Source organism: Candidatus Accumulibacter aalborgensis (assembly GCF_900089955.1).
GTDB lineage: Bacteria > Pseudomonadota > Gammaproteobacteria > Burkholderiales > Rhodocyclaceae > Accumulibacter > Accumulibacter aalborgensis.
The window spans coordinates 1-26144 of sequence record NZ_FLQX01000024.1 but is presented as its reverse complement, the minus strand read 5'-3'; the positions used below and the strand labels follow the sequence as shown (position 1 = coordinate 26144).

Here is a 26144-nt window from a genome sequence, read left to right as displayed (position 1 = left end):
CTCCCAGACGAGGGCCAGCCCCTCTTCTCCCGGCAGACAGGCAAACGCTGCATCGACGCCGATCCCGCCCACCCAGGCCAAACGCTCACCGCACCACAGCAGCGGCATTTGCGCTCTTTCCCACGGCGGCACGCCCGCTTCCTGCAGCAAATTGCGCAGCGTTCTTGCCGGTCGCCGCCGGTCGGGCTGCAAGCGTTCGCCCCCCTGTCTTGACCTGAGGCTGGCGGGAGCGCTGGCCAGCAGGCGGCGGCTGATGTCCGTTCCGGCGGTCGGTGTGAAGCGCACGCGATCACCACCCCAGCGGACTTCCGCCTCGCCACGCCAAGGCACGGCCACCTCAGGTACCGGGGGACGATGGCGAACGGGATACAGTTCGCCCCGGTACACATGTATTTCGCCATCGGGCGTGGCGATGCAGGTGCCCGAACGTGAGTCAACGGTCGTCAATTGCCGCAGCGCCTCGTCAAGCCAGCGCGTTTCGGGGGCGCGAAAGCCAGCCAAGCGCAACTCGAAGCGCAGCAGATTGCGCGCTCTCGGCGTGCTCAGGGCGTTGAAACGCGCCACGTCGATGCGCCCGCGCGCGCCGACCAGCAGCGCCCGATCGCCCTGCGCCAGTTCATCGAGCAGCAGCGCAGCCTCGGCAAAGTGGCGCCCGGCGCGCGCCAGCGCCTGCGCCGCAGCGGGGAAACGCTGTTCGATTCGCGGCATCACTGCTTGCCGCAAGTGGTTGCGGCGATAGCGGTCATCGGCGTTGCTTTCGTCTTCGATCCAGGAGAGCGAACGCTCCTCCGCGTAGCGCGCGATCGTCGACCGAGGGACGTCGAGCAGCGGCCGGATCAGCCGCGGACCGCCGGCCTGCGGCCGTTCGGCAAGCATCCCGGCGGCACCGCTGACGCCCGCTCCGCGCAGCAGGCGGAAGAGGACGGTCTCGGCCTGATCATCGCGGTGATGGGCCAGCGCCAGCCAGTCGGCAGGGCGCTCGGCGAACACCGCATGGCGCAAACGCCGTGCCGCCGCTTCCAGCCCCTCACCGCTGGCACGGGGTACTTCGACGCGAACGATGTCGAGCGGCACACCATTGCGGCGACAGAGCGCGGTGCAGAAAGCGGCCCAGGTGTCGGCATTGGCACTCAGGCCGTGATGGACATGAACCGCCGCGAGATCGAAGGCCAATCCCGACGCGCGCAGGCGATCGAGCGCGTGCAGCAGCACGACCGAGTCGCGGCCACCGGACAGGCCGACGCACAAGCGTGCTCGCGGCGACAAGCGAGTGGCCAGGAACGCCGCAAGAGTCTGCTCGACCTCGTCTACCGCTGTCGCCCGCGCAAGCTCAGCGCAGAGCCTGCTCTTTGAAGCGGCCATACGCCAGCAGGCGGTCAAGGCGTGCCTTGAGCAACTCGTCGGTCGGCATCGATGTCAGCTTGCGCAGCGCTTGCTGCAGCGCCTTCCCGAGGTTTTGCGCCATCACCTGCGGGTCGCGATGCGCACCACCCAGCGGCTCGCTGACGATCCTGTCGATCAAACCCAGTGATTTCAGGCGTGGCGCAGTGATGCCCATGATCTCGGCGGCATCGCTCGCCTTGTCGGCGCTCTTCCAGAGAATGGACGCGCACCCCTCGGGGGAAATCACTGAATACGTCGCATATTGCAGCATCTGGACGACGTCGCCGACACCAATCGCCAGCGCTCCGCCAGACCCTCCCTCACCGATGATGGTGACGATGATCGGCACCTTCAACTCGGCCATCACGTACAGGTTGCGGCCGATCGCCTCCGACTGGCCCCGTTCTTCAGCGTCGATGCCGGGATAGGCACCGGGCGTGTCGATGAAGGTCAGCACCGGAATGCCGAACTTTTCGGCCAGGCGCATCAGGCGTAGCGCCTTCCGATAGCCTTCAGGACGCGGCATGCCGAAGTTGCGGAAGATCTTGTCCTTGGTATCGCGCCCCTTCTGGTGGCCAATCACCATCACCGGCTCGCCGTGAAACCTCGCCAGGCCGCCAACGATCGCGTGATCGTCGGCAAAGGTGCGGTCGCCGTGCAGTTCCTCGAAATCGGTGAATATCAGGCGCAGGTAGTCCAGCGTATAAGGGCGTTGAGCATGGCGCGCGACCTGGGAAACCTGCCAGGCCGAGAGTCGGGCATAGATCTCCCTGATCTTGATCTGGCCTTTCTTCTCGAGGCCGGTGATTTCATCCGATACATCGACGGCGGAGTCGTCCGGTGCCAGGCGCAAGGCTTCAATCTTGCCTTCGAGTTCGGCGAGCGGCTGTTCAAATTCGAGGAATATGGTTTTCATCAAGGCAAACGTGTGCGCAAGGGTGCTGACAGACCATGAAAGTCGCGCGAGCGACTCACGAATCTCCCCTCTCCCGCATGCGGGAGAGGGGTCGGGGGTGAGGGAAACGGTCATGACTTTCATCCTTCGGCGTATCTTGAAAAGACATGACCGTTTGGAGCGCGCCATTCTAACCCGAAACCCTGGTCGACCGCCCTGCTCCCGCGGTGAAAACGGGTTGCTCGGCGGCTAGGTCAATATTCGACCGGCAGCGGATCGAGGCTACGCCAGAGATACCAGGTAGCCACCGAGCGCCAGGGGCGCCAACGCTCGCCGTGTTCGGCGAGAAGCCGTCGCGGCGGGCGCTCGCCGCGGCAATAGTGAATGGCCACCGCTCTCTGCAGGCCGATGTCGTCGAGCGGAAAGACGTCGGGGCGCAACTGATTGAAGATCAGAAACATCTCTGCGGTCCACACGCCGATGCCACGGACTGCGGTCAATTCGGCAATGATCTCCGTGTCGCTCATCGACGACCAACGGTCGACATGGATCTGCTCGTCCTCGAAGTGGCGCGCCAGATCGACCACGTACTCGACCTTGCGCTCCGACAGACCGCAGCCGCGCAGCGTGTCGGGGTCGCGCGCGAGCAACTCGGCGGGCGTCAGCACCGGCAACGCCGCGGAGAAACGCGCCCAGACACTGTCGGCGGCCTTCACCGAAATCTGCTGCCCGACGATAGAGCGCAGCAGCGTCACGAAAGGGTCGCCGCGCGAAACCAGCGTCGTCCCGGCAAAACGCTCGACGAGACCAGCCAGAACAAGGTCATTGCGCGCGAGGTCGGCCGAAGCCTGCTGCCAATAGCGGGGGCCATGGGCCGAATCCCTGTGCAGGCTCTCCGGCAACGCCCTTACTTGTAGTAACCGACCGCACACACCTGGTCACCGACCCTGGTCACGAAGGCAACCTTTTCCACGGGGTCGCTTTGACCAGGACGCGGCCATACGTACCAAACCATGGCAATGTCTCCTTCCCTGGCTCTGGCATACACTTCTTCGCCCAGAGGCTTGCCGTTTTTGTCCTTGAGGTTCTTGAGGCTCCTGCCGATGAGTGTCGGATGCGCGGTAAAGTAGCCATCCGGACCACCGCAATACGGATACAGGTCGCGATCCTTGAAGCCGGCTTCGCCCATGGTGAACATCACGAGCGCCTTGCCCTTGTCGGCCTTTAGAGCAACAACTGCCTTCTCCAGCATGGCTTTGGCTTCTTCTGGAGTGCCATATTGCGCGTCCGCAGCGATAACTGCCGATGCGAAGAATGCGAGGGCTGAAGCGAGGACTATTTGTCGCATCGAGAGTCTCCTTATCAAGTGATCGGAAAGCAAAGAGCGTGCCGCCGTACGCCGAGCGACAGGGAACCCCAAAAGCAACATGGTAGCTCAACTCCTGCCGATCGGTTAAAGATCATGCGCGCGGTGCCGTTATTGAGCCCCTCGCCCGCATGAATCAAACGGCGTTTCGACGCCTACCGCGCGAGCAGCGCGGCAAGCCCTTGTAAAGGCAAGCGCTCAGCAGTTCGTGACTTCTCGCTCAGTCCTTCTTCCGGCCTTTTTCCTTGGCTTTTGCTTTGCGGCGATCGGCGTCCACCTCGGGTGGACGATAGACCAGGACCGGAATACTGGAGTGGGTCAGCACTCGGTACGTTTCGCTGCCCAGCAGCAGCGAAGACAGACCTCCTCGGCCATGCTTGGACATGAAGATCAGGTCGCACTGGTTGTCCTCGGCGACGTTGACGATCGCTTCCCACGGCGTGTCGCTGACCACTGCCAGTGCGGTGCACTCGACGCCGGCTTCCTTGCACAGTTTCTTGATGAAACCCAGATACTCCTTGGACTTCCCTTCCGAACCGGATGCCATGCGGCCCAGCACGGCTGGCTCCACAAGACTGCCGACATCTTCCACGGACGTCGGTCCGGACGGTCTGGCGTACAAGGCCGTGATCTTGAGATTAGCCGCCTTGGCGAAAGATACCGCACGTTCTGCCGTGTCACGCGACAGTTGGCTGCCATCGGTCGGCAGCAAAATATGCTGAAACATCATTCGTGTTGTCTCCCTCAGATTTTCGCCACCCATTGCGACCGGGCGGACGCATGATGATGGACCAATTTTCGGCCGACCTAGTCCTGCATTGCCAAAAGTTCCTTATCGGCGTAGCGCAACCTCATCGCCAACACCTTGGCGACCGCCTCAAGCAGTTCGAACGCCAGCCGCTTGTGCTCCTCCTTGAGTCTATCGAACTGCTCGCGTCGCAGCACGAAAATTTCGGTGTCTTCCACGGTCGTGGCGTCGTTGAAGCGGCTGGTTCCGGCAATGAAAGCGATACCGCCGAAAAAGTCACCGCGTCCGTACGTCAAGGTGTGGTGACCGTGTGCTGTTCCCTCGATGGGCAGGGTGATCCGGACTGCACCCTTGCGGATCAGATACAACTCATTGGCCGGGTCGCCGAGAGAGAAAAGCTTCTCGTCCTTCGCCAACGAGCGTCGCTCAAGACAGTCGACCAGGTCCACCAGCGTGTCTTCCTTGTGATTCTTGAATATTTCCAGCTCGAAAATTTCGAGCGGTGGCAGCTCGGCTGCGTGCTTGAGATTCTCGCCGAGGATCTCGTCTTCGATCCACTCGACGGCGTCGTCGAGGACCGGGAAGACCCTGACATGCTCCGTCGTAGTCGTCAGTTCCATCTGATCGAAGAGTTCGGCGATGTTCCGGCCATTGGGGAGAGTTCGCGTCAGGTTGCTGAAGATCAGGTAGGCGCCGCGTTCGGCCAGCGAGTCCCTGATCTGGCTGAGCAGATGCACCGCAGTGACATCGACCGACTGCACGCGCTGCATGTCGAGCACGACATAGGTACGCGTGGTCAATTCCGGCTCAAGTGCCGTGTAAAGCTGGTCCTTGGTGCCGAAGAACAGGCTTCCCTGCAACTCGAGAATGATCGTCTGCTCTCCTCTCTTGACCAGCAGCTCCATATCCTGCCCCAGGCGCACGCGCTTCGAGAACCGGTTGCTGCCATCGATCTTGTTGCGGATGATGGTGCTACCCAGTTGCTCCCGGATGAACAGGAACATCGCCAGTGCAATGCCGACGCCCGATGCGGCGATCAGGCTGTAACCGACCGCCACGGCGACCACAGCGATGATCACCGCGAAGTCCAGCATGGTCCACGGCGACTCGAGCAGATGGACGCTGTGCCGGTCGATCATCCGTATGCCGACGATGATCAGGATTCCCGCCAGCGCTCCGACCGGAATCCAGGCAATGAAGCTTCCCAGGGCAAGAAACGCGATCAGCGAGAGGACGCCTTCGACGACTCCCGAAACGCGGGTCTGACCGCCGCTCGCCAGATTGACCAGCGTGGCTCCCATCTGTCCGGCTCCCGGCATGCCACCCGCGCAGGCCGAAGCCACATTGCCCATACCCTGCGCAACCAGTTCGCGGTTCGAGTCGTGGCGACTGCGGGTCATTGCGTCGAGCACAACGGCAGTCTTGAGGGTGTCGATCGACAGCAATACCGCCAGGGTAAACGCCGTTCCGAGCAGGCTGCCGATCTGGCTCAGTTTGAGGTTACCGATTTCGCGCCAACGGCCGGTGATCGCTTCGAGCATGCTTGACGCCGTTCCGCCAAGCGGACCGATGATCAGCTTGTTGCCTTCGAGGAGCAACATCGATTCGTCGACCGAGTAGGCCAGTCCGAAATAGGTCAGCACCCCGGCCAGCAAGCCGAGAATGGCCGCCGGCACCACGCGTGTCACCAAGGGTGCGCCGAGCATCACGATCATTGTCACGCTGCCGACGACGGTGCTTTGCCACTGCCACAGATCCGGTGAGATCAGGGTCCGCCACAACGAGTGGCCGCCGAAAACGCCGAGGAACTTCGGGATCTGACTGCCAATGATGATCAGCCCGACGCCGCTGAGATAGCCGCTGACGACTGGAAACGGGATGTACTTGATCAGGCTGCCAATGCCCATGAAACCCAGGAGCACTTGAACCATGCCGGAAACCAGGCCGAGAGCGGTCAACATGAGCACAATGAAAACGGGTTCAACGTCCTGCTGCACGAGCCCGATGGCAAAGGCTGAGAGGACCGCCGCCGCCGGCGCACAGGGTGCGGTGATCAGGCGATTCGTCCCGCCCAGGGCCGGTGCCACCAGACCGAGAGCGGTCGCGCCGAGGATTCCCGCCAAGGCCCCCAGACCGGCGTAAGCCGGGCCGATCGAGGCATAGATGGTGACACCGAAAGCGATCGCTGACGGCAGGGCGACGAGCATCGCCGCAAGCCCCCCCCAGAAATCACCGACCAGCTTGTCATTCTTGAACTTCATTGTCAGTTCCACAGGCTCAGTCTCCCTTTCAGTCTCATACGCAATAAAGAAGCAAGAAGCCTCTCCGCAGACCTCTGGGCCTGCTGAAGCGACGCGGGCCGAGAAAAGCAACGCGGCGCGAGCCACATTGCTCAGGCCGCATGCATGCTAACACGATAAACCCGCATCTTTCGCGCGCCGGTTTCGCTTTCCACCGAATTTTTCCGCCTAACACCGTGCAGTTGCCTGAAGATCTGCAGGCGAAAACGGGCCAACGACAACGTCTTGCCTCCTGCTGAAGGCTTCTCTCTAGCCCAAACTCGTGGCCTAATCCTGCATGGCCATGAGCTCCTTGTCGGAGTAGCGCAATCTCAAAGCCAGCACCTTGGCCACCGCCACGACCAGGTGGAGCGCCAACCGCTTGTGCTCCTCTTCGAGTTTTTCAAACTGCTCACGCTGCAAGACATAGAGTTCGGTGTCGTCCAGCGCGACGGCATCGTTCAGGCGGGTCATTTGGGACAGGAAGGCCATGCCACCAAAAAAGTCGCCTCGCCCGTAGGTCAGCGCGTGGTGGCTGCCTTCCCCGCCGGAGATCGGTAGCGTGATGCGGATCGCACCCTGACGAATCAGGTACAGCTCATTGCCCGGATCGCCAAACGAGTACACTTTCTCGTCCTTGACCAGCGAACGGCGCACGAGGCATGCTTCGAGGTCGATCAGCGTCTCCTCCTTGTGGTCCTTGAACAGTTCGAGATCGATCAGTTCGAGCGGCGCGAGTTCAGGCTCCTTGGCACCACTTTCGCCGAGGATCTGGTCTTCTATCCATTCGACGGCGTCGTCAAGCACCGGAAACACCTTGACATGCTCGGTCAATGTCGTCAGTTCCAGTTGGTCGAAGAACTCGCCGATATTCCGGCCATTCGGCAGGGTCTGCGATAAGCTGCTGAAAATGAGCATCGCGTCGCGCTCGATCAGCGAGTCCCTGATCTGGCTCAGAAGATGTACCGCTGTGACGTCAACCGACTGCACGCGCCGCATATCAAGCACGACGTACTTGCGCTTGTCGAGTTCCGGTTCAAGCGCGGTGTACAGTTGGTCCTTGGTCCCGAAGAACAGGCTGCCCTGCAGCTCGAGGATGGCCATCTGCTCGCCCTGTTTTTCAAGCACCTCCATGTCCTGGCGCAGGCGCACCCGCTTCGAAAACCGGCTGCCACCCGCCAACTTGCGACGAATCACCGTGCTGCTCAGTTGTTCGCGGATGAACAGGAACATCGCCAGAGCAATGCCGACCCCGGACGCGGCGATAAGGCTGTAACCGACCGCCACCGCTACTACCACCACGATGACGATGAAGTCGAACAGCGTCCACTGCGACTCGAGCAGGTGAACGCTGTGCCGGTCGATCATCCGTATGCCGACGATGATCAGGATCCCAGCCAGCGCGCTGACCGGGATCCAGGCGATGAACGTTCCCAAGGCAAGGAACGCAAGCAGGGAGAGGACGCCTTCGATGACTCCGGAAACGCGGGTCTGACCACCGCTCGTCAGATTGACCAGCGTTGCCCCCATCTGTCCAGCTCCCGGCATGCCGCCGGCGCAGGCCGAAACCACGTTGCCGACACCCTGCGCGACCAGTTCGCGGTTGGGATCGTGGCGACTACGGGTCAGTGTGTCGAGGACAACGGCCGTCTTGAGCGTGTCGATCGACAGCAATACCGCCAGCGTAAACGCCGTTCCAAGCAGGCTGCCGATCTGGCTCAGTTTTAGCTCACCGATTTCCCGCCAACGGCCGGTGATCGCCTCGAGCATGCTTGACGCTGTGCCGCCAAGCGGGCCGATGATCAGCTTGTTGCCTTCGATGAGCCACATGGATGGGTCCACCCAGTAGGCCAGTCCGAAATAGGTCAGCACTCCGGCCAGCAAGCCGAGAATGGCCGCCGGCACGAGGCGCGTCAGCAGCGGTGCAGTGAGCATGACCGCCGCCGTCACAGTACCGATTGCCGCGCTTTCCCAAAGCCACTGGTCCGGCGAGATCAGCGCCCGCCACCATGAGGTGCCGTCTGGAACGCCGAGGAATTTCGGGATTTGGCTACCGATGATGATCAGACCGACGCCACTGAGATAGCCGCTGACGACTGGAAACGGGATGTACTTGATCAGGCTGCCGATGCCCATGAAACCCAAAAAAACCTGGACCAGTCCGGAAACCAGGCCCAGGGCGGTCAACATCAGGACAATGAAGGTGGGCGCTACACCGTGCTGGACGAGTTCGATGGCAAAAGCAGAAAGAACCGCCGCCGCCGGCGCGCAGGGCGCGGTGATCAGACGATTGGTTCCGCCCAGGGACGGTGCCACCAGACCGAGAGCAGTAGCCCCTAGAATTCCTGCCAGAGCCCCGAGACCGGCGTAAGCCGGGCCGATCGAGGCATAGATGGTCACCCCAAAAGCGATCGCTGACGGCAGGGCGACGAGCATCGCCGCAAACCCCCCCCAGAAATCACCGACCAGCTTGTCATTCTTGAACTTCATCGTCAGTTCCACAGGCGCAACCCCTTTTCAGTCTCTAGCGCAACCGCCCCTTCGCGGATACCTCTATCCGCTCAAGAAAAATCGACGCAGCCCGAGCCACAGAGCTCAGGCAGCAGGCCGCAGGCATGCTAACACGATCGAGTCTTGTTTCGCTTTTCTACCGAATGCCGCCGACGAGCGCCGTGCTGTGGTCTGACGAATCCAGATGCAAACGCACGCGACCTTGGGTCTCAAGGCCGCGTGCGTTTTTTTGCCCCTGCGCGCCTGGCGCCGGCGGGAGAACGGCAATCAGTGCGTATCTTTACGGCCAACAGGTGACAGGCCTCTCGTCCGGCTGAACCGAAGTTCCTTGTCGATCCCTTCGGCCTGGTCAGCGACGCGGTCGATCTCCTCGATGAACTGCGCCAACGGAAGTTTGATCTCGACGTTCATCGCGTCGTCGGCCAAGATCGTCTTGAGCAGTTGCATCGACAGACGATCTGCCCGGCCCTCATGCCAACTAACGCTCTGCTCTTGATCACCCGTTGATGGCTGCTCCGACCACGGCATCCTCTGCCGATAACTGTCGACCAGCGCGTCGACCGTCGCGCAAACCTCGTCGGTCAGTTCCTGCACCTCGGCGACCAGATGCGCGGGAACACGGCGACCAGGACCAGAAAACCCGGACTCGATGGCAAAACCCGTGACCTGCCGCTTCATGTCCTTGAGCAGGCGACAGACTCCGGTCAGCGGGTCCACCATATCGGCAACCAGTTCGCCCAGAGCCGACCGCGCAGGGACTCCGGTCTCGATCTTCTGCTGCATGTCGTCGAGCGTGGCCAACTGCTCGGTGATCAGTTTGGCCTGCTGCCAGCACGCCCTGTCGGCCCCGTTTTGCAGGTAGGCGTCAACCGCCGACCTGAAGATCATCGTCGCGCCGGCGATCGCATCCAGATAACTCTCCAGATCATCCTCGATTGATCTCGAGAGAGCGGGTCTGTGTGCTGCGTGCATTTGAGTCTCCATGATAACTTCTCCTGCTTAAAGTAAAGAACTTGAGCTTGAGCTTGAGCACTGCGGGCCACGTTGGCCCCCCGACGCCCACCTTGAAATAATTGCCGAGCCCACCTATGAGAGTCGCGCGGGGGACGCCGGAGACCATGCACCGCTCGCTCCCCCACTGTCGCCATGCCGGCCAGCAGTGAGTCGTCGTGACCACCTCTTTAGGATGACACCGGCGCCGGCAAGTTCCTGCGTGATGCCGTTCAGATTATCATACAGGTCGCAAAGCCAGCCGGCGGGGTCATCCGACGCCTGCGGCGGGAGCTGAACAAGCTGATCCTGCGGCGTCGAATAGCGCCCTGCCCCGGCGTCACGCATTGCCTTAAAGGCCGGATCGCGATAGCGGATCAGCAGCATCTTGCTGCCAATCGCGGCATCCGCATCGAGTTCGGCGGCTGGCGAACCATTCGCCAGCCGGCTGTAGCCTTGCTGCAGGCTCGCGGTCGCTTGCCGGATCACGGCCACCATCTGGCGGGTGGCCTCGTCCGGTACCGACCACAACGGATGAAAGCGGTGCACGGTGCGCAGCAGGGAAGCTGCCGACAGGTCCAGTGCCTCCATGGTCCAGGGGATCTCGTCCACACCCGAGCTCCGACTGAGCATCGAGTTGACCGCCGCTCGATTGCGTCGCCGCAGTTCGTCACGGCGCTGTTCCAGGTCGAGCAGGCGAAGCGAATGGGCCGATTCCCTGCCTTGTAGAACCTCGCCCAGCGCCATGGCCAGGTCCACCACCATGCCAGCCTGCTGGTCGATCATGGCCAAGAAATCGGGCCGCTCAGCGGCCACATCAAGCCTGTGGGCTCGGCGCACAAGCTGCGCAATGGGGATCAGTGTCACTGCATTTACCTCTCTTCTGCTGCGCTCGTCGCTGCTGGACTGGTTTTTCGTCGGTCAGGACGATCTCGTCAGGCCTGCTCTCACAATGTATATGAAGCAGAAATCGTGCCATTTATAAACGCTAGAGAATAGTCTCGTTAAATTATGTTGGTACGAGATACTTGCCGGGCCGGCGTGAAGGAATTGGGGTGTAACAGAACGCGCTGCCAAGCTCGCTGCCCACCCCGCCTGAAGCCATGATGGATTGCGAAAACAAGGCCTTGGCTCGATAACTCGGCGCTCGAGCCAGAACTCGAACGTTACACCGTGACGCCTATCGATGATCTCCAGCCCGGTTCTCCCGCCGTCCCCCGAGCGTTCATTGATTCCGCCACGGCACTGCCTGCCGGTTGAAGTGGCTCAGCAGGTTACCAAGTGCGGGCAAAAGCGACTCGCTCTGGACTTCCAGCCATCGCCGGATGGTCTCACCCTGCTCGCCGGGAAGCCCTTCGTCACTGAGTTCCGTGGCCACCGCCAGATCGTTCAGGCGGCCCAGCATTTCCTGCAGACCGCTCGCCGAGCGGTGGTACTCGCGCAGGCACTCGCCGGGAAAGAGAGGGGCGAAGAATTCCAGCGCGTAGCGCAGTCTCTTGTACTCCACGCGGAGGCGATGACGGGTCGCTGCGTCGCCGCCCAGCGCCTCGGCTGCCAACTGCCTGACCTGTTTGGCGCGCTTGTCCAGGCAGCGCGGCGCAAAGGCGTCGACCCGACGCGCATCACCTTCGGCAAGCCCAAGCACGGCGGCGGTGAATTCGAGCAACAAGCGCGAGTAGTCTACGGATTTGAGCGCACTGCTTGCCGCCTGGCGATTGATCGCGCAGCGCTGCTCTGCGTAATGCGACAGGCAAGCGATCTCGGCCGCGGCAGGGAAGGCGGTAGCGAGGGTTGGCAAGGTCTCGGCACGAAACACGTCCCAGTTGCGCGCTTCGCCGAGCTGCCTGGCCAAAGTCTGCCAGCGCGGATCGAAGCTGGTCACCAAGTCCTCGGGCAGGAGTGGCTTCCAGATGCGGATCGCCGACCGCAGACGACGGATGGCGACGCGGGCCTGATGGACGAATTCCGGGCAATCACTCTCGCACACGCCGTGTTCGTTGCTTTGCAGGTGCCTGACACAAGCCAGCGCGACGGCGCGGAAAGCGGCCATTGCCGTCATCCCAGGGTTGATTTCGACGGGCCCTGCCTTAACCACCTGCAGCGATTCGTCGGCCAGTACCCGGTAGCCGCGCTGAGACTTGCTGGCTGTCTCAGGGTGCAGGGGTAGTTCAGTTTGCAGTTCGCCAGCGGCTGAAAAAAGGTCGGCGACGCCCCCTGACAGTAGTTCGAGCCCAAGCTCGCAAATCGCCTGGCGACGGCCCCCGGCCTCGATCCAGCCGCGGTCAAGCGCCAGTTCGATACGTACGCCATCCCGCGGCTCAAGCAGCCAGGCGCTGCGCGTGAAGGTGGTCGTAAACGCCGGCCGCAACTCCTGGCGCAAAGAGTCGAGCCAGTCGCGCAAGGCGCTGTCGCCGACATGCGAGAAGTCCTGTTCGCCGCCTGGTTCGCCGGCGATTTCCCACTCACCATAGCCCGCTGTGCTGCTCGTTGACGAGGCCACACGACCTACCGACGACAGCCAGGTTGCTCCCTTCTTGCGGTAGTGCACGACGACACGCTCTCGGTGCAGGCGAAGGTCCGGAGTATCGTAGTAGGTGTTGATGACACGCTGCCGAACCGGCCTGGCATCGGTCAACAACGGATGCCTGGCTAGCCGGCTGGCAACTCCGGGCGTGAGTGAGAGACTAAGTTCGGTTTCGATGCCCATCTGTAAGCTCCTGAGAATTCGAATGGCATTCCAGCCATGGCACAAGGACCCTGACAAGACCTGTGTCGACTCAAGACGACCGTCGGGAGGTCTGGCGTCCACAGAACAGCATTATTCATGCCATGATTCTGAAGCGCGGAATACTGACCAAAAATCAGGGCTGGAGCGGCGCCTCTCAAGACTCCGGCAAGACCCGCACGGGTGCAACAAAATGGACGACGACCTGCCGTCCAGTTGCTCAAAAAGCTATACCATGCTTAAGAAACAGTAGCTTGTATGGATTCGATGGCGGTCAGCGCGGTGGGAAAACGTTACACCGTGGCGGAACGTATTGGCGGCGGAGAGGTGCTGCTGGCTTACTCGCCGCCGCCGCGACGAGCACCAAGAAAATGCCAAGTGGAAGTTGGAGGCTGCGCCCGCATGGCGCGCACAGACTCAGCGCAGCAGGACGGGTTGCCGCGCCTCCGGTGGCAGTGCACGGGGACGACCCTGCGGATCGTTGCCCGCAGGGATCACCAGAATGTCAGGCTTTAGCAGAGCTTGACGACGATGTCCAGCAGCGTGCTGTTGCAGACGTTCAGACGATCACCGGCCCCTCTCAGCTCGCTGTAGATTTCCTTGCGCCGGAAGATATTGTGGAAATCGGTGTCATGGAACAACTCCGCAAGCGCGCGCCGGTGCGTTCTGGTCAGGCTGCGCACGGCCTTGTCGGCTCTCTCGGCGTCGGCGCGGCCCAGTTTCGGATCGCTCCCCAGTCGGCCATAGCCGGCCGAAGCCGCTTCGACTCCCTCCTTAAGGGCCACGGCCATTTCCAGGCAATACTTGTCCGGCTTCAAAGCCAGCACATTGCTATCCATTTCGACGACGATCGACTTGCAACTGTTGATGATCTCATCGAGATTGATGATCGCCCGGTGCAGGTCTTCCCGATCGATGGGCGTCGAGAAGGCTTCGTTCAGCAGCGTCAGATTGCGGATCTTGAGCCGGTCTCCTTCGGTTTCTGCATCGACGATTTTCTTGGCCGCCTGCGTGCTGTCGGAGCCCATGTAGTCGGCCAGCAGGCCCGCGCTGAGAGCCACGTGCGCACTCTGTTCTCCAAGCAGGGCAAAGAAGTTGGGCACTTTCGGAAAGACCCGGTGCAGGATCCGGCGAGTAAAGGAGGGTGCGGCGATGCTTGCGTCCGACATGTTTAGACCTTTCCGAGAAAGAGATTGATGAGGGCGAATGTTTGAATGGCCACCAGGGCCGAGCCGGGAATGGTGATGATCCAGGTGATACCAATATCCTTGGCCTTCTTCCAGCGGACGGCGTTCGGTCGCTCGGAAGCACCGATGCCCATGATCGACGCACCGACGACGTGGGTGGTCGACACCGGTGCACCGATCGCCGACGCAGTCATGATGACCAGCGCCGAGGTGAGTTGCGAACTCAGCGCGTGAATTGGGCGAACGCGATAGATCGCGAAGCCCAGCGTGCGAACGATCCGCCAGCCCCCCGAGAGGATGCCCAGGGTGATCGCCGTGGCGCAGGCCAGCATGACCCAGAAGGGGACTTCGAAGGTCGGTATGTAACCGCCGAGCAACAGAGCCAGCGTCAGCATGCCCATGCTCTTCTGCGCGTCGTTGGCACCGTGCGAAAAGGCGAGGCCGGCAGCAGTGATGAATTGCGCCTTGCGCAGGCCGGTATTGGCAGAGGGCTTGGCGGCGAACAGCACGATGTGCAACAAGCGCAGAACCAGGAAACCGACCCAGAACCCCAACAGCGGCGACACGATCAGCGAGGCCAACACCTTCATGATGCCGGTCATTTGCCCGTGCATCAGTTGCGAAAAGCCCCAGACGACATTGTCCGGGCCGGCAGAAACGACCACTGCACCGATCAGGCCACCGACCAACGCGTGCGACGAGGACGACGGGATTCCGAAATACCAGGTGACCAGATTCCAGACGATGGCGCCCACCAGCCCACTCATCAGGATGGCCAACGAGAGAACCGCGTAAACGTCCCCCAGGGTCACGAACTTGCCGATCGTGTTGGCCACCGCCGTGCCACCGAGCAGTGGGCCGAGAAACTCGAAGGTTCCGACGATGATCACCGCCTGGATGGGCGTCATCGCGCGCGAAGCAATGATCGTCGCAACAATGTTCGCAGCGTCATGAAAGCCGTTTGTATAGTCAAAAAAGAGGACGATGGCGATGGTGGCGATCGTCAGAATCAGTAATGTGCTCATGAAGCGGCCCTGTGGTGGTTGTCGTGACTGAAGGCGCGGCAGGCACAGGATTCCGTGTACCGCGAAGAGAAAAGAATTGGCTGCCGACGCACGGCGACCATCCGGGCAGCTCCTGGTGTCAGAAAAGGACTGAACTCGGCTTTGAAATCCACGTGACATCCCCCTTGATATCGCATTGATATTGACCACATTGCCCCCTCGGCGAGGCTGACCGCAGTCAATGATGGCGGTCAGCACTGTCGATCCGGGTGACGGAAGCATTTTTTATGCCACTACCAGCGATTTCCGGAACAAGTCTGGAAATCAACCCAATAGATAGCTTTTCTAAATCGCTGAAGGGGCGACTTTGGGGTGTAACAAAACGTACTGCAAACCCACTTGCAGTCGCTTTGAAAGTGTAAATATATATTGTAAAACAGTGCATTGTTGCGCTGTTTAGAACGCTCGTCACGATCGCGAAACGTTACATGGGGTCTCGCCACGCTGACCCTTGGGTCGATGCCGATAGCGGCGCCCATTCGACGCATTTGCAATCGGCGGAAGCAGCCGAGCGGGGCGACGACGGCTGCGTTCGCTACGTCATGCCGCCAGGCTTGACGTAGCTAGGTGTAGAGGTCAGGACTCGGGCTGCATCGCTCGCCGCGCCAAGCGTCTGTTGAGCGCCGGGCGGGACAGTCCGAGCAGCGTCGCGGCAACGCCCTGATTGCCCTTGGCCCTCTTGAGAGCCTCCCTGACCATTGCCTCCTCGACTTCTTCCAGGGTCGGGAAGCGTCCCGGTATGATGACCGGTAGCCCGTCGGACGGTTCTGTCGGTGAGTTGTCTGCGCCCGATTTCTGCTGCTTCTGGATGGTCTGCCGGAAGCTGTCCATGGCCAGCACCGGACCACCGCGATGCAGCGCCATGGCATTGAAAACCATGGCTCGAAGTTCGCGGACGTTGCCCGGAAAATGGTAGTTCGAGAGCAGCGTGATCAGTTCGTTGGATGGTTCAGGGGCGGGCTTGTTGATCGACGCTGCCGCCTCGTCGAGAAAGTGCTGGAGCAGCAGGAGGATATCCTCCTTGTGCTGGCGCAGCGGCGGCACCTCGATCTGATGCACCGAAAGACGAAAGAAAAGATCGGAACGAAACTGGTTCTGGCGCATCCTCTGGGCCAGATTACAGTTGGTCGCGCAGACCACGCGGGCATCGCTGGGGCGCGCCACATCGGATCCCAGCGGAAAATACATGTGTTCCTGGAGCAGTCGCAGCAGTTTGACCTGCGAAGCCATCGACAGATCGCCGATCTCGTCGAGGAAGATGGTGCCACCACCGGCCTGGGCGATCAAGCCGGCGCGGGACTGGTCGGCGCCGGTGAAGGCGCCTTTCTTGTGGCCGAACAGGGTGTCCGAAAAGAGCGTGTCGTCGAGACCGGCGACATTGACCTGGACGAACTGTCCGGTCAGGCCGCTCAGCTTGTGCAGAGCGTGCGCAAACATCTCCTTGCCGGCGCCGGTCTCACCGCCGATCAACACCGGCTCGGCGGAAACGGCCACCGCCTCGAGGTACTGAAATAGGGCCCTCATCTTGCGGCTGTGGGTGATGATACCGGCAAACGCGTCGTTGTTCTGCAGACAGTCCGACAGGAGATAGTGCTTGAGCACGCCCATCTGCCGGCGCAGCGAGTGGACCTCGAGCGCATGGCGGACGCTGGCCACCAGGCGGCTTTCTTCGACGGGTTTGACGAGGTAGTCGAAGGCGCCCTCCTTCATGCTGCGGACGGCGGTTTCCACATCCTGCGCGGCCGTCATGACGATCACCGGGATCTCGGGGTAAAGGTGGACGATGTCCGGCAACAGCTTGGTACCGGTGACGTTTGGCATGAACAGATCGAGCAGGATCGCACTCGCCGGCTGCTGCTCAAGCGCCGACAGCAGTTCCCGGCTGTCATCGACCATGTGTACATGGGCCACACCGGCACTGTGCAGTATCGCGGCGGTGGCATGCAGCACCGAGGCCTCGTCATCGACGAGAAAGACCGGTAGGGTGGCAAACGATTTTTCTTTCATTCATTCCTCCCTGATGACCGGCAGATCGATGCTCACCGTGGTGCCACCACTCGGGTTCGACTCGAACCTCAGCACACCGCCGTGCTTTTCGACGATCGATGACGAGATTGACAGGCCCAGCCCGGTGCCGCCGCTGTCCACCTTGGTGGTGAAAAATGGGTCGCCGATCTGTGCCCTGATGTCCTCGGGGATCCCCCGGCCCTGATCCTCGACCTGAACGACTAGCCGAGCACCGGCGCTGTCCACGCTGGCCGAAATGGTCACCGATCGACTTCGATCCGGCAGTGACTCGAGGGCGTTGACGATGACATTGATGAATACCTGCTCCAGTTGCTGTACATTGCCTCTGACCGGTGGCAAGGCGGTCGGCAAATCCAAGGTCAGGGCGTCGGTGTGCTTGCGGATGCGTGCAGCGAGCAGGGTCACGACGGCCGGCAGGATTTTTCCGAGGTCGGCCCGTTCGTCCATCTGCCCGTCATCCTGCTTACCGAGGTGCTTGAGATTGTCGACGATCTTGCGAATCCGTTTGGCGTTCTCGGCAATGTCGTTCATACCGCGCGAGATGGTCTCGCGTGCCTGCGTCAAGCTCAGGCCGGCGAGAAGAAAATCTCCTTGCTCCTGCTCGTACTCATTGAGGATCGGCACCGCATCCTGCCAGATCCGCGCTAGCAGGGAGGCGTTGGCCAGGATCGCGTGATTGGGGTTGTTGATTTCGTGCGCAATTCCCGCCGACAGCACGCCGAGAGACGCCAGACGCGCGCTGCGGATGGCCTGCCATTGCAGCTTTCGATTTTCAGTGATGTCGGTGATCACCACCATGGCCGCCATGACCACGTTCGCCGAGCTGATCGGGACCAGGCGGATTTCCCACCAGGTGGCGTCATTCGACGTGTATTGGCAATGTTCAATGTGTCCGCTGGCGAATACGTGACGCAGTTTTTGCAGGTAGCCATGGCGGACTCCAGGCGGCAGGATCAGCTCGGAACGTTTCTCGCCACCGCCGACCGGGTACGGCAGAGTCCGGTTGGTGAGCAGGATGTTGGCCTCCGCGTCTACAGTAAAGAGCAGGTCGGGAGAATGGTTGAACAGCGTGCGCAACTTTGCTTCCGAGTCGCGCAGTGCGTCCTCGGCCAGCTTGTGTTCGGTAATATCCTCGAAAAAACCGACGATGCGACTTAACTCGCGGCCCGGCTCGCGCACCGGGAAGCCGCAGACGCGCAGCCAGCGCCGGCCCCGGTCGCCGCCAGACACGGGCAGGACGACCGTGAAATTCCCGCCGTCGGCCTGTAACTGCCCGATGGCCTCGACCAGCGTCTGTCGGTCGGCGGGGGCGAAAACATCGAGCATCAGCGCGGGCGCTGCGCTGTCGAGCCGTGCGCCCTGCCCCGCGATTTGCCTGAACGCCGGGCCGATGTACTCGAGCCGCGTCGCGTCGGCATTGGTCGCCCAGAAGACGACATCCACTGTCTCCGCTAATTGACGGAACAGTTCTTCGCGTTCGTAGATTGTCTGCGTCAGCGCAATGCGATTGTCGAGCTCGCGTCGACTGCGCACCAGGTAATAGCAGAGCAGCGCGGTGCACAGGATACCGCCGAGGAGTACCGACCAGTGTGCCTCGGTGAAGGCCTCTGCACTGCGAAAGGTGTGCGTGGCGACGCAGGTGATCGACCAACTGCGGTCGCCAACCGGAATCGTCACCGCCATCCGTGGCTGATCCTCGTCGCTTGCCGGCAAGCGACCGCTGACCCCAGGGGAAGCGCGTGGCTCCAGGCGGCTGGCGTAGAAGAGGAGGAACTGCCCATCGCCGCCGGCCGAGTCGTCGCGCACCAGCACCTCGACGCCACGCGGCTCGAGCAGGCTGATGGCCACATGGACCAGCTCTTCGATGTCGTAGACGCCGATCACGAATCCCAATGGAGTCGCGGGCTTGACTGCTGCGGCACCGGCAACCGCGCTGCCGGCCGGCGGATAGACCGGCAGGACAGCATAAACGACGTAGGCCGTCTCCCGGCCCACCCGTTCGAGTTCTATTCGACCACTGACGGCGATGCTGCCGCTTTTCATCGCGCGTTGGTATAGTGCGGCAAGCTCGCCGGTGGCGAGCGGCTCAATGCCTTGGGCAGCGTCAGCGCCCCTTGATGCGGACAGCAGGACAGGTACGCGCCCGGCCTGCGCGCTTCCGGTGGCGATTTCGCCGACCTTCGCTGCGGCGATCGCGGTCGGCGTGGCACCAGGTGCTGATCGCCGGCCCATTTCCGTCAGCGCAGTCGGCAATGGCGCCCACAGAAGACGATCGATATACGGGCGGCGTTTGAGGATCGAGTCGGCAAAAATGCGAAACTCATTCTCGTCAATTCCCTGCGCCGCGTAGAACAGCCCCCTGATTTCCACCAGTGCATCCAGCCCCTGGTCGACCAGTGCGCGCACGGATTGAATCCGGTCGCCGGCGGCCCACTGAAATTCCTTGAGGTGGCTGGTCTGCAGCTCTTGGCGCACATTCCACGACGAAAGGCAGGTGAGGAAAACTCCACCAATGGCCACGACATACGCGGCGACATATTTGCGCAAATGGTCGAACATGGGCGGCGATCAGACCCAGATCGAGCCGGATCGTCTTGAACGCACTCGGCGCCTAGCCTGCCGGCGCGGCAGGCGCTAACTCGGCGACATAATCCTGATGCACGCGAAGGCTCAGCGCATTGGGCCGCAGCGCCTTGACTGTGGTCACGGCGCGGTCTTTCGACCAACCGCGCTCGACCAGCACTAGCGCCGCCATCAAGCCCGTTCGCCCTGAGCCGCCCTTGCAATGGAGGGCGATTTTCCTGCCCTCGTCCAGCAGTCGATGTACGGCCAGTCGCTGCGCCTGCCAGGCAAGGGCAAAATCCATCTCAGGTGCGTGTTCATCCTCGATCGGCAAATGGAACCATTGGAGACCGCTTTGTGAACAGAGGTCAGCGATGTCGGCGACGCCGTTGGTGGTCATTTCGTCTGCCGGCATCAGCGTGATCAGTGCATCAGCACCGGCTGCCTTGAGCTGCTCGAGCGCAGTCCGCGGCTCGACGCCCCTGATCCCCGGGCAGGGGGTCAGGATCAGGCCTGCACCTTCGTGGTCGAGGGGCAGCAAATCGGATGGATGGGTCATGGGTCGGGCCTGTCATTGCGGGTCGCAGCGGCGGGGGAACGCCCCCGGCGATTGCCCGACTGCCTACGCAGTCGCGGCGCATCGAATCCAGGTGCGTTCCCACCTACTCACTCTGTCACAAGAATCGCTCCCACACGGGCGCGATTTCCTGCCGGCCTCAGGCGCCTCGTTCGCGCATCCAATTGCCGACCGTCGGCGCGAGAACCTTTTGCGACAACCCGCCGGTGTAGATACCGATGTGCCCGGTGGCAATGGCAAACTCGGTGTAATCCTTGCTGCCAACATGCTTGCCGAGGGCCACGGTGCACGGCGGCGGCACGATGTGGTCCTTTTCGGCGAAGATGTTAAGGATTGGAATCGTCAGGTCCATGAGGTCGACCTTGCGCCCGCCCACTTCGAGAGTGCCCTTGACGAGTTTGTTTCCTTTGAGGAAGTCGCGGATGAACTCCTTGAACATCTGGCCGACGGCATCAGGACCACCGAACAGCCACTTCTCCATGCGCAGGAAGTTCTGCAGCGCCAACCGGTCATCGAGAATATCGACCACATCGGCGTACTTGCCGTAGTTCAGGATGAACGGCGAAGCCATCATGAACGACTCGTTGAGCACCGTCGCCGGCACGTTGCCATGCACGGCCACCATTTTTTCGACGTCGGCTTCGGCTCCCATGGTAAACATCAAGCCCTCGTGCGGCTTGTGATTCTCCCGATAGGCGTCGAAATCGATCGGCGACACGGTCAGGACCAGGTGGCTGATCTTGTCCGTGTTGAGCGTCGAGTAGACGGTTGACATGGCGCCGCCCTGGCAGATGCCGAGCAGGGCAATCTTGTCGACCCCGTGGTGCTTGCGAATGAAATCGACCGTGTCGTCGAAGTAGCCGTTGATGTAATCGTCGATCGTGCGGTACTTGTCGACCGGACGCGGATAGCCCCAGTCGTTGAGGTAGACGTCGATGCCCTGGTTCAACAGGTTACGGACCAGCGAGCGATCGGGTTGAAGATCGGCGACCTCGTAACCGTTGATCAGCGGTGGCACGATGAGCAGCGGCGTCTTCATGATCTTTGCCGGCTCGACCAGCGGGTGGTAATGGTAGACCCTGATCCCGTCCTGCTCGAAGACGATGTCTTTCGGCGTACTGCCGATATCGATGTCGTCGTCGGTCAGGCTGGTGAGGTTGCTCACGCCCTTGGCGAGCTTCGCGTTCAGGGCAGCGGCTTCAGCCGCAATGTCGGCGGGAAGAATCTGGATGGGAAAAGAAAACATGGGTAGCACCCTCCTAAAGGTCTATTAGCTTATCAGCCGGATCAACAAGGTTCAGCCTTGCCGGCGTCACTCGCTCTTGGTGCGCGCTGCCGCCGCCTTGCGAGGCGTACCGCCGGCCTTGTTCGCTGCACCTGCGGTGGTCGAACCCAGTGCCTTCTTGAGAGCACGGACCTCTCTCTTGAGGTCGTGGATCACCTGGTAGGTTTCGTCCAGCTCGCTGCGCGTGGGCATATCCAGGCTGCGGAACAGGTCCTCGACGACAGCCCGCTGGGCGAGCTTGAATTGCTGCTGTGCCAGGGTGAACGCGCCTTGCGTGTCGAGGAATTCCTGCGTATTGAAGGTCACCAACAGCGACTTGTCGGCGGTGCGGTACCAGAGACTCATCAGTTGGCGTACAGCCGTGATCTTGTCACCCTTGGCCGCTACCTTGCCGAGTTCATCCACGGTCGCTTCGACGGCCTTGGCCAGCGCGGCGGCGAACGCTTTGTGAAAGGTCAGGCTGGTTTTGCGCAGATCGACGACGGCGTCGACCAAGCGCAGCAACTTGGCGTTCTTCTCACGCGAAGCGCCAAAGAGCGGAATTTCGCCCACACCGGCCAGAGCGGCATCACCTTCCAGCGACAGGAGACGATTGATTCCCGAGCTGCCGCCAAGCATCGCTTCGCCCATGTGGCCCGACGAAGCCGCCTGCATCAGAAACGACAACCAGGGGCCCATGGCATTGGGCATGTCCTTGCCCATCGTGCCGCTCAGATTGCCGAGGTGCGAACCCATGCCAAAACTGCGCTCGAGCATGGCCGTCGACTCCTTGGCCCACTGCTCGGCGAAACCCTTGAGGTCGGGGCGCCAGTCCTTGTTGGCGCCGAGATTCGGTGCCACGACTTTCATCGACTTGAAGAAGAATTCCATGACGCGGTTCATCGCGCCCTGGCTGCTGGTCATGCGGTCCATCAGCACGCGCGCGGCTTCGTTGCTCCCTTTGGTGGCGGCTTCAACGGTTTTCTTCACCGCCTCGACAGGGCCTTCCTGACTGCCGGGGAGATTCTGCAGCAATGTGGACCAGTCGCCCCACATGCGCTTCTGCGTGTCAGCCCAAGCGTTCACGACGCCGCCTAGTTGCTCATTCGGATTCTTGCTTTCCACTCGTGTGATCTCCTTTCAGTGTGCCGGACACGCCTACCGCTACGGTAGGCGGATGCCCATCGGTAGGCTGAGTGCACTCCAACCAAACAGCGGCCGTCGGATGACGGCCGCCCTCATGCAGCGTCTGCAACTCGTGCCGTCTCAGGCCAGAGCCACTACCGCATCCGCCTTGTGCTTCGCCTCACCTTGCTCGTTGGCACAGGTCAACTCGAGGCGGACGCACTTTTCCCCGCCCTGCTCCAGTTTTTCCACTACCTTGCCGGTGCAGACCATACGCTCGCCGATCTGGGTGATCGCCGTGAAGCGCACCCCGAAGCTGCGGATCGCTTCCTGCGGCACCCATTGCGTCAACTGACGCCCGAGGTAAGCCATACCCAGCATGCCATGGGCGAAGACGTCCGGCATCCCCTTCGAGCGGACATAGTCCTGATCGAGGTGTAGCGGATGGTGGTCGCCCGAGCCTGTGGCATACAAGGCGAGAGTCAGACGAGACACCGGCTCGGTGGTCAACGAAGGAATCTCGTCGCCCACACTGAGCGCATCAAAATTCGGTACGGTCATCGCTTTCCCCTAGGCCCGAATAACTATCACGGTGCGCAGCTCGCACACCAGTTCGCCCTGCCGGCGTACCTTGACATCTTTGACGACGAACTGCAAGGCGCCGTTCTTCTTGTCGTAAATGTCGGTGATCTGCCCATCGAAGTCGAGCGTATCGCCCGAATAGATGGGCTTGTGGTAAACGAACGACTGCTCGGCGTGCAGCATCTTGCTGAAGTCACAGCCCATCGTTTCGAGATAATCGAAGGGCTGCTCCTTGTCCATGTCCATGCAGAAGCAGAAGGTCGGCGGCGCCAGAACACCTGGCAAACCGGCCTTGTGCGCTGCCGCTTCGTCGAAGTAGATCGGGTTCGCTTCCCCGGTCGCCTTGGCGAACCACTTCAATTGCCATGCCGTCAGATGGACGGAATGGGGCGGCACCTTCATGCCGATGTGCTTCTTGTCAATCAACATCCGATTCACTCCTCGCCCACCCCGGAGACCGGGGTGGAAATACTCGTTGGCGACGTGGTCAGAGAACTTCGATGGCAATCGCAGTCGCTTCGCCGCCACCGGCGCAGAGGCCGGCGATACCGCGCTTGAGGCCACGCGCCTTCAGCGCGTAGAGCAGCGTAACCAGAATCCGTGAACCCGTGGCGCCGATCGGGTGCCCAAGCGCACACGCGCCGCCATTGACGTTGACCTTGTCGGCCGGCAGCTTGAGGTCACGCATCGCGGCCATGGTTACCGCCGCGAAGGCTTCGTTGATTTCCCAAAGGTCGACATCCTCTGCCTGCCAGCCAGCCTTGGCCAGCAGCTTCTGGAAGGCAAACACCGGCGCCGTCGTGAACCAGGCCGGTTCGTGAGCAAAGGTGGCATGGCCGATAATCCTCGCCAGCGGCGTGATACCGGCGCTGACGGCGTCGGCTTCGCGCATCAGGACGAAGGCCGCAGCGCCGTCGGAAATCGACGACGAGTTGGCTGGCGTCACTGCGCCGTCCTTCTTGAACACGGGCTTCAGTTTGGAGATCTTCGACGCATCGCACTTCATCGGCGTTTCGTCGGAATCAAAAACGACGTCACCCTTGCGGGTGCTGACGGTAACGGGCGCGATTTCGTCTTTGAACACCCCGGTGGTGACGGCATTCTGGGCGCGTGTCACCGATTCGACGGCGAAGGCGTCCATTTCCTCACGCGAAAAAGCGTACTTGTCGACGCATAATTCGGCAAAGACGCCCATCGGCTTGCCTTGCTCATACGCGTCTTCGAGGCCATCGAGGAACATGTGGTCATGGAGCACCCCGTTGCCCAGGCGGTAACCGCTGCGGGCGGTGGTCAGCACGTGCGGCGCATTGGTCATCGACTCCATGCCGCCGGCGATAGCGATATTGACCGAACCGGCCAGCAGTTCGTCATGCGCGATCATGACTGTTTTCTGGGCTGAACTACACATCTTGGTCAGCGTGGTGCACGGTACCGACTTGGGCAAGCCAGCGCCAAGGACGGCCTGACGGGCAGGAGCCTGACGAACGCCGGCCATGAGGCAGCAGCCCATCAGGGCCTCGTCGATGTCCTCGACCTTGACGCCCGCCTGTTCGACCGCGGCCTTGATCGCCACCGCGCCGAGTTGCGGCGCCGTCACACCGGAAAACTGACCCTGGAAGGCGCCCACTGGTGTGCGCTTGGCGCCTACGATAACCACTGATTCACTCATACGACACTCCTTGATTGCAACGGGGTTGGCCCGATTGAAGTTTGCTGTTTGCCGAAAATTACTTGCCTGGCATCCGGATGGCACCATCAAGACGGATGACTTCGCCGTTAAGATAGCCGTTTTCGCAGATGTGCTGGACCAGTGCCGCGTACTCGGCAGGATAGCCCAGACGCGACGGGAACGGGACCATCTTGCTCAGCGTATCCTGAACGGGTTGCGGCAAGCCCTTCATCATCGGCGTCCCGAAGATTCCGGGAGCGATGGTCACGACGCGGATTCCGTGAGCGGCCAACTCGCGCGCCACCGGTAGCGTCAGGCCAACGACGCCGGCCTTCGAAGAGGCATAAGCAGCCTGACCGATCTGGCCATCAAAAGCGGCGATCGACGCCGTATTGACAATCACGCCGCGCTCGCCGCCCTCGTTGGGCTCGTTCTTGCTCATCGCTTCGGCGGCCAGGCGAAGCATGTTGAAAGTGCCAATCAGATTGATTCCCACCACCTTGGCAAAGGTCGCCAGGTCATGCGGGCCGTCGCGGCCAAGGACCTTCTTCGGCGGCGCGACACCGGCGCAGTTGACCAGGCCATGCAGGGCGCCGAATTCATTGACGGCCATTTCGATGGCCGCACGTGCGCTGGCCTCATCGGTCACGTCGGTCTTGGCAAAGCGCGCGTTGGCCCCCAATTGCGCAGCCTGCGCCTCGCCGGCAGCGGCGTCGACGTCTGCGATGACCACTTTTCCACCCGCATCGACCAGGTTGCTTGCCGTTGCCGCGCCCAGCCCGGATCCTGCTCCCGTTACCACAAACACACTGCCACTGATTTGCATTTTAACCCCCAAAAAAATATCGCGGCATCACGCGATGCCGCGCTCCTGGTCTGTGCCGAGTTCGATCATCGAGAACCGAATCGTCACAGGTAAATTTGACCCTCTTTGCCAATCCGATGACCTTCTCAAGACGCGCATGTCGTTGCTCGGAAAGGCTGCTCCGCCGGAACAGAAAACGAGCAATCTCGACCCGCTGGCCTCCGTCGGAGCAACCGCATCCAAGCTTTTCTAGTCGCTGCGACGAGCATCCCCGGCATTGTCGAATGCAGAGTGCTGCCGAGTCAAGCGCACCGAAAGCAAAACAGCCCTGACGCATGACCCAGTCGAATCGGGCCCGTTTGCCGGTAACGCCTGCTTTGGCCG

The 26144-nt window shown here is 61.5% G+C and carries 21 protein-coding genes; all 21 read right to left on the bottom strand.

Annotation, left to right across the window (positions count from 1 at the left end):
* A partial coding sequence (tilS, locus tag ACCAA_RS02800; protein WP_186405731.1) for a tRNA lysidine(34) synthetase TilS occupies positions 1 to 1362 on the bottom strand: 1362 nt, incomplete at its 3' end.
* Entirely contained in the window at positions 1331 to 2299 is a 969-nt protein-coding gene (locus tag ACCAA_RS02795) for an acetyl-CoA carboxylase carboxyltransferase subunit alpha (protein WP_186405730.1), read from the bottom strand. The genes tilS and ACCAA_RS02795, both read right to left, overlap by 32 nt.
* A gap of 233 nt (positions 2300 to 2532) precedes the next feature.
* Positions 2533 to 3180: a DNA-3-methyladenine glycosylase family protein gene (locus ACCAA_RS02790; RefSeq protein ID WP_245754404.1), complete on the bottom strand. Its 648-nt coding sequence runs from the start codon at positions 3178 to 3180 to the stop codon at positions 2533 to 2535.
* 5 nt (positions 3181 to 3185) lie between these two features.
* Positions 3186 to 3626 (bottom strand): cache domain-containing protein, encoded by a 441-nt coding sequence (locus ACCAA_RS02785; RefSeq protein ID WP_186405733.1) that lies wholly within the window; start codon positions 3624 to 3626, stop codon positions 3186 to 3188.
* Positions 3627 to 3864: 238 nt separating this feature from the next.
* The gene (locus ACCAA_RS02780) at positions 3865 to 4371 is read right to left on the bottom strand and encodes a universal stress protein (RefSeq protein ID WP_186405732.1); all 507 of its coding nucleotides are present in this window, start codon (positions 4369 to 4371) and stop codon (positions 3865 to 3867) included.
* 80 nt (positions 4372 to 4451) lie between these two features.
* The gene (locus ACCAA_RS02775; RefSeq protein WP_186405729.1) at positions 4452 to 6653 is read right to left on the bottom strand and encodes an SLC26A/SulP transporter family protein; all 2202 of its coding nucleotides are present in this window, start codon (positions 6651 to 6653) and stop codon (positions 4452 to 4454) included.
* A 306-nt stretch (positions 6654 to 6959) separates the two neighbouring features.
* Positions 6960 to 9161 (bottom strand): SLC26A/SulP transporter family protein, encoded by a 2202-nt coding sequence (locus tag ACCAA_RS02770; protein ID WP_186405728.1) that lies wholly within the window; start codon positions 9159 to 9161, stop codon positions 6960 to 6962.
* 288 nt (positions 9162 to 9449) lie between these two features.
* A complete protein-coding gene (locus tag ACCAA_RS02765) occupies positions 9450 to 10166 on the bottom strand; it encodes a hypothetical protein (protein WP_186405727.1) in 717 nt (238 codons plus the stop codon).
* A gap of 102 nt (positions 10167 to 10268) precedes the next feature.
* Positions 10269 to 10958, bottom strand: coding sequence for a hypothetical protein (locus ACCAA_RS02760; protein WP_186405726.1), 690 nt, complete (start codon positions 10956 to 10958; stop codon positions 10269 to 10271).
* A gap of 439 nt (positions 10959 to 11397) precedes the next feature.
* A complete protein-coding gene (locus tag ACCAA_RS02755) occupies positions 11398 to 12879 on the bottom strand; it encodes a CYTH and CHAD domain-containing protein (RefSeq protein ID WP_186405725.1) in 1482 nt (493 codons plus the stop codon).
* Positions 12880 to 13409: 530 nt separating this feature from the next.
* Positions 13410 to 14066: a DUF47 domain-containing protein gene (locus ACCAA_RS02750; RefSeq protein WP_186405724.1), complete on the bottom strand. Its 657-nt coding sequence runs from the start codon at positions 14064 to 14066 to the stop codon at positions 13410 to 13412.
* A 2-nt stretch (positions 14067 to 14068) separates the two neighbouring features.
* Positions 14069 to 15109 (bottom strand): inorganic phosphate transporter, encoded by a 1041-nt coding sequence (locus ACCAA_RS02745; protein ID WP_186405723.1) that lies wholly within the window; start codon positions 15107 to 15109, stop codon positions 14069 to 14071.
* Positions 15110 to 15724: 615 nt separating this feature from the next.
* Positions 15725 to 17155, bottom strand: coding sequence for a sigma-54-dependent transcriptional regulator (locus ACCAA_RS02740; RefSeq protein WP_186405722.1), 1431 nt, complete (start codon positions 17153 to 17155; stop codon positions 15725 to 15727).
* Complete coding sequence (locus ACCAA_RS02735; protein WP_186405721.1) at positions 17156 to 19735, bottom strand: ATP-binding protein; 2580 nt, start codon at positions 19733 to 19735, stop codon at positions 17156 to 17158.
* Between the two features lie 52 nt (positions 19736 to 19787).
* Entirely contained in the window at positions 19788 to 20297 is a 510-nt protein-coding gene (locus tag ACCAA_RS02730) for a phosphatase domain-containing putative toxin (protein WP_186405720.1), read from the bottom strand.
* Positions 20298 to 20454: 157 nt separating this feature from the next.
* On the bottom strand, positions 20455 to 21561 hold the full coding sequence (gene phaC, locus ACCAA_RS02725; protein WP_186405719.1) for a class III poly(R)-hydroxyalkanoic acid synthase subunit PhaC: 1107 nt from the start codon (positions 21559 to 21561) through the stop codon (positions 20455 to 20457).
* Positions 21562 to 21627: 66 nt separating this feature from the next.
* Positions 21628 to 22704 (bottom strand): poly(R)-hydroxyalkanoic acid synthase subunit PhaE, encoded by a 1077-nt coding sequence (locus tag ACCAA_RS02720; RefSeq protein ID WP_186405718.1) that lies wholly within the window; start codon positions 22702 to 22704, stop codon positions 21628 to 21630.
* Between the two features lie 141 nt (positions 22705 to 22845).
* Positions 22846 to 23265: a MaoC/PaaZ C-terminal domain-containing protein gene (locus ACCAA_RS02715; RefSeq protein ID WP_186405717.1), complete on the bottom strand. Its 420-nt coding sequence runs from the start codon at positions 23263 to 23265 to the stop codon at positions 22846 to 22848.
* Between the two features lie 9 nt (positions 23266 to 23274).
* Entirely contained in the window at positions 23275 to 23715 is a 441-nt protein-coding gene (locus ACCAA_RS02710) for a MaoC family dehydratase N-terminal domain-containing protein (protein ID WP_186405716.1), read from the bottom strand.
* A gap of 58 nt (positions 23716 to 23773) precedes the next feature.
* A complete protein-coding gene (locus ACCAA_RS02705) occupies positions 23774 to 24955 on the bottom strand; it encodes an acetyl-CoA C-acyltransferase (protein WP_186405715.1) in 1182 nt (393 codons plus the stop codon).
* Positions 24956 to 25013: 58 nt separating this feature from the next.
* A complete protein-coding gene (locus ACCAA_RS02700) occupies positions 25014 to 25781 on the bottom strand; it encodes a 3-hydroxyacyl-CoA dehydrogenase (RefSeq protein ID WP_186405714.1) in 768 nt (255 codons plus the stop codon).
* Positions 25782 to 26144: the final 363 nt, after the last annotated feature.

Excerpts from the sequence above, each read along its gene's own strand:
- ACCAA_RS02755 (WP_186405725.1), bottom strand. The coding sequence starts at position 12,879 with ATGGGCATCGAAACCGAACTTAGTCTCTCACTCACGCCCGGAGTTGCC.
- ACCAA_RS02735 (WP_186405721.1), bottom strand. The coding sequence starts at position 19,735 with ATGTTCGACCATTTGCGCAAATATGTCGCCGCGTATGTCGTGGCCATT.
- ACCAA_RS02775 (WP_186405729.1), bottom strand. The coding sequence starts at position 6,653 with ATGAAGTTCAAGAATGACAAGCTGGTCGGTGATTTCTGGGGGGGGCTT.
- ACCAA_RS02780 (WP_186405732.1), bottom strand. The coding sequence starts at position 4,371 with ATGTTTCAGCATATTTTGCTGCCGACCGATGGCAGCCAACTGTCGCGT.
- ACCAA_RS02760 (WP_186405726.1), bottom strand. The coding sequence starts at position 10,958 with ATGATCGACCAGCAGGCTGGCATGGTGGTGGACCTGGCCATGGCGCTG.
- ACCAA_RS02710 (WP_186405716.1), bottom strand. The coding sequence starts at position 23,715 with ATGTTGATTGACAAGAAGCACATCGGCATGAAGGTGCCGCCCCATTCC.
- ACCAA_RS02765 (WP_186405727.1), bottom strand. The coding sequence starts at position 10,166 with ATGGAGACTCAAATGCACGCAGCACACAGACCCGCTCTCTCGAGATCA.
- ACCAA_RS02730 (WP_186405720.1), bottom strand. The coding sequence starts at position 20,297 with ATGACCCATCCATCCGATTTGCTGCCCCTCGACCACGAAGGTGCAGGC.
- ACCAA_RS02705 (WP_186405715.1), bottom strand. The coding sequence starts at position 24,955 with ATGAGTGAATCAGTGGTTATCGTAGGCGCCAAGCGCACACCAGTGGGC.
- ACCAA_RS02795 (WP_186405730.1), bottom strand. The coding sequence starts at position 2,299 with ATGAAAACCATATTCCTCGAATTTGAACAGCCGCTCGCCGAACTCGAA.
- ACCAA_RS02745 (WP_186405723.1), bottom strand. The coding sequence starts at position 15,109 with ATGAGCACATTACTGATTCTGACGATCGCCACCATCGCCATCGTCCTC.
- ACCAA_RS02700 (WP_186405714.1), bottom strand. The coding sequence starts at position 25,781 with ATGCAAATCAGTGGCAGTGTGTTTGTGGTAACGGGAGCAGGATCCGGG.
- ACCAA_RS02770 (WP_186405728.1), bottom strand. The coding sequence starts at position 9,161 with ATGAAGTTCAAGAATGACAAGCTGGTCGGTGATTTCTGGGGGGGGTTT.
- phaC (WP_186405719.1), bottom strand. The coding sequence starts at position 21,561 with ATGTTTTCTTTTCCCATCCAGATTCTTCCCGCCGACATTGCGGCTGAA.
- ACCAA_RS02785 (WP_186405733.1), bottom strand. The coding sequence starts at position 3,626 with ATGCGACAAATAGTCCTCGCTTCAGCCCTCGCATTCTTCGCATCGGCA.
- ACCAA_RS02715 (WP_186405717.1), bottom strand. The coding sequence starts at position 23,265 with ATGACCGTACCGAATTTTGATGCGCTCAGTGTGGGCGACGAGATTCCT.
- ACCAA_RS02750 (WP_186405724.1), bottom strand. The coding sequence starts at position 14,066 with ATGTCGGACGCAAGCATCGCCGCACCCTCCTTTACTCGCCGGATCCTG.
- ACCAA_RS02740 (WP_186405722.1), bottom strand. The coding sequence starts at position 17,155 with ATGAAAGAAAAATCGTTTGCCACCCTACCGGTCTTTCTCGTCGATGAC.